Below are 5,053 nucleotides of genomic sequence, written 5' to 3' on the forward strand. Positions count from 1 at the left end.
CCAGCGTAGTGCCAGCCGCTGTCACGGGACTCGACCGCGCCGTCGGGAGCCCGACGCAGGCCCGACCCACACGATCCGTCGAGCCTGCGGCACCTCGGTGACGCCGTGATGCCCGATTGTGCCCACTTGGTTGCCGTGACCTCCCATGCGCCGATCAATCGGACGCATACACAACATCAATGATCACTAATCCACAAGGATGAATCTGGAGACGATCCGTCGATCAGGGGTAACCAATCGCAGCCTCCGGCGGTTTCACCTCACGTAGGGGCAAGGACCACCGAGGCCCCAGGCAGGACCCCTCCAGCAGGACCCCATCACCACGAAGGACGAGCCAGGACCATGACCAGCACCGCCATCACCACCGCCCCCGCCCGCAGCAACCGCACCAAGAAGGCCCTCGTGGCCGGCGCCCTCGGCGTCGCCCTCCTGGCCGGCGGCGGCGGCACCTTCGCCAGCTGGTACGAGAACACCACCATCGGCTCCGGCGCCGTGAGCGCGGGTCACCTCAACTGGACCGTCGGCACCGCTGCCTGGACCGACCAGACCGGCAAGACGATCGACCCGGCCACCTTCAAGATGGTCCCGGGCGACACCGTCACCTACAAGACCACCGTCACCACGGACCTGGTCGGCACCAACCTCAAGGCCAACCTGGCGCTGGACAACTCCACGCTGACCGGCACGATGAAGGACTTCGTCACGACGACGACCGCCATCTCCAAGGGCGGCACCGCCATCGCCAACCCGCTCACCCCGGCCACCAACGGCACCTACGACGTCGTCGTGACGATCACGCTGCCGTACGCCGCCGCCAACGGCACCGACGCCGAGAACACCTCGCTCGACCTGAGCGCGATCAAGCTCTCGCTGACCCAGGTCCAGTGATCGCGTAGGCCCCAGCGCCTACGAGACCTGGCTCTGACCGCCGCCCCCAACCCCAGCAGACTCTCGAGAGGAGGACCCACGTGATCTCCCCCGTCACCCGCGCGCTCACCGGCGCCGGCGCGGCCCTGCTCGCCGTGGGTCTGCTGGCGGGTGGGGGCGGCACCTTCGCCGCGTGGAGCGAGACCGACGGCCTCACCAAGGCCTCCATCTCCGCCGGCAACCTGGGCCTCACGCCCGGCGCCCTGAACGTCAAGGTCGCCCACACCGACTTCGTCGCCGGGGCCACCGACATCTCGCAGGTCACCCGCACCACCAGCGACATCACGGGGCAGATGGACACCTACCCGTTCGCCCCCGGCGACCAGGTGACGATCACGCTGCCCATCACGGTCCAGGCCGTGGGCACCAACCTCAAGGCCACCCTCTCGACCACCCCGGCAGCCCTGACCGGCACGGCGACCCTGGTCTCCGAGGTCAATGCCAACAACGGCTCCGTCGTGACGCTGACACCCGTCGGGGGCGCGCCCGCTCTCACGAGCACCGGCACCAACCAGTGGGCGATCACGTCGGCCCACAACGGCGCGGTCTACCTCGCCACCATGAAGTACACGGTGCGCGAGACGAGCACCGGCGCGGCCCGCACCGAGCCGGCCGGCGGCAGCGGATGGTGGAACACGACGCTCAACGGCACGTCGGTGTCCACCCGCAACCTGCCCTTCACCCTCACCCAGAACTGATCCACCGATCCCTGGAGGCACCCCATGTCCCGTCGGCGCATCCTTGCCACGCTCGGCGTCACCGCCGTCGCGGCGACGGCCGTCATCGCGGCGCCCACCGGTGACACCCAGGCCCGGTGGACCGAGACCCGCACCAGCGTCGTGCCCAGGATGACGATGGGCACCCCCACGCTCACGCCGACGGACGTCCCCGTGGTCAAGCCGTTCTCGACCGCGCTGCAGGCGACCCTCAAGAACAACGCGGGCTACGGTCTCGAGTACCGCCCGACCCAGCTGACGATCACCAAGATGCCCGGCACCCTCACGACGGACTCCGACGTCACCGGGCTCCTCGCGCACGGCTATGGCATCGCCTACGACTACACGAACTGCGCGGGCGTCAATCGCTGGCAGATTCCTCAGACGGACGGCGGCACCGCCACCACGACCTACACCATTCCGGCCACCGGGGCGGTCCGGGACCCGCTGGTCAAGGGCGCCACCGCGCCGATGTGCATCATCGTCAGGCCGGACGCGAGCGATCGCCAGCGATACGTCAACTTCGCGGGTCGTGAGTACCAGCTGACGACCACGCTCCGTGCCGTCTCCGTCGCCGGCACCGCCACCACCAGCCCCACCTGGACGACGCGCTACGTCATCCCCATCCCGTCCGCCTTCCCGGACCCCAGCGGCACGAGCTGCGGCGGCACCTGGATCGTCAACAACATCCACTTCTACTGGGCCTGGCCGGACAGCACCATGACGTCGGCCACGGGCTACTCCGCGATCAACCACTGGGACATCCTGGCGCGGCCCAAGGGCTCCACGGCCGCCTACAAGGTCGTGGACGGCGGCATCGTCGGCACGAACCGTGAGGAGATCGTCGGGACCGGCGACCTCGTGAACGCCGGCTACACCGCAGCCGGGGAGTACGAGTTCATCGTCCGCGCCTACCCCTTCGCCGGCAGCACCACGAAGTACTCCGAGAGCACCGTCCGGTGGAACGCCTACTACCCGGGCTCCTCTGGCTACTTCGCCTGCCGCGCCTCGGACACCAACCCGACTGCCGGGATGTACGGCTACTGATGAGCGCCCTCCCCACCTCCACCCCCACTCGTGGCGGCGCGCGTCGCGTGACGCGTCCCGCGCTGCCGGCACCGGTGCGGCTCGCGCTCTCGGTCGTCGTGGGCGGCCTCGCCATACTCGCCATCGGCCTGCTGGCGTTCATGGTCGTCATACCGATGGTCATGCACTGGGTGCCGCTCACGGTCCTGTCCGGCTCGATGGAGCCGACCATCCCGATCGGCTCGCAGGTCATCGTCAAGCGGGTCGAGTCCGAGCAGGACGTCGCTCGGCTCGAGCAGGGGGATGTCATCACCTTCCTGCCCCGCCCCGGCGACAACAGCCTGGTCACCCACCGGATCACGTCGATCTCGGTCGACAGCGACGGTGTCCACAAGGTCAGGACCAAGGGTGACCACAACCCGAGCGAGGACCTCGAGGTCAAGACGGTCAAGCAGATCCGCGGGGTCATGGTCTACCACCTGCCCAAGGTCGGCTACGTCGCCAATGCGCTCAACCGCGACCAGAAGTCCCGCGGCGTCATCGTCGTCGCCGGCGCGCTCTTCGCCTACGCCCTGTGGCAGCTCGTCGGCCTGCTCCGCGCCCGCCGCCTGCGCGCTCGAGCGGTCACGGACGCCCCGACCGATCCCGCCGGCGATACCACCCGCACCACCGACCACCCCACCGATCCCGCACCCACCGAGGACGAGCCATGAGCCGACTCCTCGCGCGCCCCGCCACCGTGGCTGCGCTCGCGGTCGCTCTCGGTTCTCCCCTCGCCTCTCCCGGTGTCGTCCAGGCAGCGTCTCGTATGCCGCAGCCAGCCGCCCTCGTGGCCGCCGGGACGGGGCTCGGGTACCTGCAGGTGTCGACGAGCCCCACCGGGCCCTGGACCCGCACGCTCGACACCGGCATCTTCCCTGCTGGCAGCCGGATCGTGCCCGGCGAGCCGCTGACCGGCAGCTTCTACGTCAAGAACGCCTCTCCCGACAAGGCCCTGCTGAGCATCTCCTCGGAGCCGGACCCCCTGGCCGCGGCCGACGAGTTCGCCGACGACCTGCACGTGACCGCAGCCGTGGACGGCACGGCCGATCCCACCCCGCAGGCGCCTACCGCGTCCACCCTGGCCACCACGCCGGGACAGCTCACGTCGGCCACCGTCCCCGCGGGAGGCGTCGTGCGCGTCGAGCTGGCCGCCCTGCTGCCGCAGAGCGCGACGGGTGACGTCGCCGAGGACTACCGGTGGGACACCCCCATCAGCGTCTCGCTGTCGATGGCGGCCACGGCGCGCAGCGACCAGGAGCCGGTCCCCGTCGAGCCCTCGACCTCGCCCGCGGCACGCAGCCCCGCCGCGACCCCGACGCCGTCCGCGTCACCGTCGGCCGCTCCGTCCGCGTCGCCGTCGGCCGCTCCGTCCGCGTCGCCGAGCAACAGCGCCGGGGGCGCTGGTGACAGCCGCGGTGGTGGCACCGGCCAGGCGGTCGGGTCCGCCAAGGGCAACGGCTCGGCGGCTGGTGGGGCGGTTCCTGCCGAGGACGCGTTCGGCGTGGCCTCCAGCCCCTTCTCCGAGGCCCTGGCGCACACGGGCGCCGACGTGGTCGTGCTCCTCGCTGCCGGTGGGGCTGCGGTGGGGATCGGCATACTCCTGCTCGCCCTGGCCCGGCGACGGCGCGAGGACCCCGACGAGAGCTGACCACTCGGCGTGAGGCGGGAGGCGGGAGGGGGTGCAGAAGCGGGTCGGGCTCCCCCCTCGGGAACCCGACCCGCCTCGTCGGTGACGCCGCTCAGCCGGCAGCAGCGGTCACTTGGTGCCGCGCGTGACGTTGATGGTGCAACCGTCCGCGGCCTTGGTCAGCTTGGTGGTCAGCTCGACCTTGGTCTCCTTGCCGGGCTCGACGGCCTCGACCAGCTTGGTGGCCCGGCCCATGACGTCGCTGCCGTGCACCCAGTTGATGGTCACCACGTAGTCCCTGGCCTCCTTGGCGGAGGACTTGATCGTGCCGGTGACCTTCTGGTCGCCGAGCTTGGTGTCGCAGTTGCCGTCCATCGTGAAGTCCTTGCGGGCCCCCTCGAGGTTCTTGAGCACGACGGGCGTCGCCAGGTCCTTGGGCGAGATGCCGGCGTCATTGATCTTGGAGGCGGCACCGCCGTTCGGGAAGGTCGTGGTCGTCGCCGTCGTCCTCGTGGCGCCGGAGCACCCGGTGAGCACGAGCGCGGCGGTGGCGCCGACGACCGCTGCCGTCGTGCCGATCTTGTTGGGAGCGACCATGGTCACTGTCACCTTTCCCCAGCCGGGAGTTCTCGGGTCTGGCCCGCCTTGCCTACAGACTGTGCCTATATGCGATCAGACGGACACGTTGTGTAATCATGCTAGGCCATCGAATGTC

The 5,053-nt window shown here is 70.1% G+C and carries 6 protein-coding genes; 5 read left to right on the plus strand and 1 reads right to left on the minus strand.

Features of this window, described 5'->3' with window-relative positions:
• Positions 1-342 precede the first annotated feature (342 nt).
• The 5 genes from GGG17_RS05370 to GGG17_RS05390 all read left to right on the plus strand — a co-directional run bounded on the left by GGG17_RS05370 (position 343) and on the right by GGG17_RS05390 (position 4,359).
• Positions 343-888 carry an alternate-type signal peptide domain-containing protein gene (locus tag GGG17_RS05370; RefSeq protein WP_154592737.1) on the plus strand — a complete coding sequence of 182 codons (546 nt, stop codon included), beginning with the start codon at positions 343-345 and terminating at the stop codon, positions 886-888.
• A gap of 80 nt (positions 889-968) precedes the next feature.
• Positions 969-1,625, plus strand: a complete 657-nt coding sequence (locus tag GGG17_RS05375; protein ID WP_154592738.1) for a SipW-dependent-type signal peptide-containing protein — start codon at positions 969-971, stop codon at positions 1,623-1,625.
• A 24-nt stretch (positions 1,626-1,649) separates the two neighbouring features.
• The gene (locus GGG17_RS05380) at positions 1,650-2,690 is read left to right on the plus strand and encodes a hypothetical protein (protein ID WP_154592739.1); all 1,041 of its coding nucleotides are present in this window, start codon (positions 1,650-1,652) and stop codon (positions 2,688-2,690) included.
• Entirely contained in the window at positions 2,690-3,382 is a 693-nt protein-coding gene (locus GGG17_RS05385; RefSeq protein ID WP_154592740.1) for a signal peptidase I, read from the plus strand. The genes GGG17_RS05380 and GGG17_RS05385 overlap by 1 nt, the downstream gene beginning before the upstream one ends.
• On the plus strand, positions 3,379-4,359 hold the full coding sequence (locus tag GGG17_RS05390) for an LPXTG cell wall anchor domain-containing protein (protein ID WP_154592741.1): 981 nt from the start codon (positions 3,379-3,381) through the stop codon (positions 4,357-4,359). Before GGG17_RS05385 ends, GGG17_RS05390 begins: the two co-directional genes overlap by 4 nt.
• Positions 4,360-4,467: 108 nt before the next feature.
• On the opposite strand, the gene GGG17_RS05395 is transcribed toward GGG17_RS05390, so the two are convergent.
• Entirely contained in the window at positions 4,468-4,935 is a 468-nt protein-coding gene (locus GGG17_RS05395) for a hypothetical protein (RefSeq protein ID WP_154592742.1), read from the minus strand.
• Positions 4,936-5,053 lie beyond the last annotated feature (118 nt).

Source organism: Arsenicicoccus cauae, assembly GCF_009707125.1.
GTDB lineage: Bacteria > Actinomycetota > Actinomycetes > Actinomycetales > Dermatophilaceae > Arsenicicoccus > Arsenicicoccus cauae.

Excerpts from the sequence above, each read along its gene's own strand:
- GGG17_RS05370 (WP_154592737.1), top strand. The coding sequence starts at position 343 with ATGACCAGCACCGCCATCACCACCGCCCCCGCCCGCAGCAACCGCACC.
- GGG17_RS05380 (WP_154592739.1), top strand. The coding sequence starts at position 1,650 with ATGTCCCGTCGGCGCATCCTTGCCACGCTCGGCGTCACCGCCGTCGCG.
- GGG17_RS05385 (WP_154592740.1), top strand. The coding sequence starts at position 2,690 with ATGAGCGCCCTCCCCACCTCCACCCCCACTCGTGGCGGCGCGCGTCGC.
- GGG17_RS05390 (WP_154592741.1), top strand. The coding sequence starts at position 3,379 with ATGAGCCGACTCCTCGCGCGCCCCGCCACCGTGGCTGCGCTCGCGGTC.
- GGG17_RS05395 (WP_154592742.1), bottom strand. The coding sequence starts at position 4,935 with ATGGTCGCTCCCAACAAGATCGGCACGACGGCAGCGGTCGTCGGCGCC.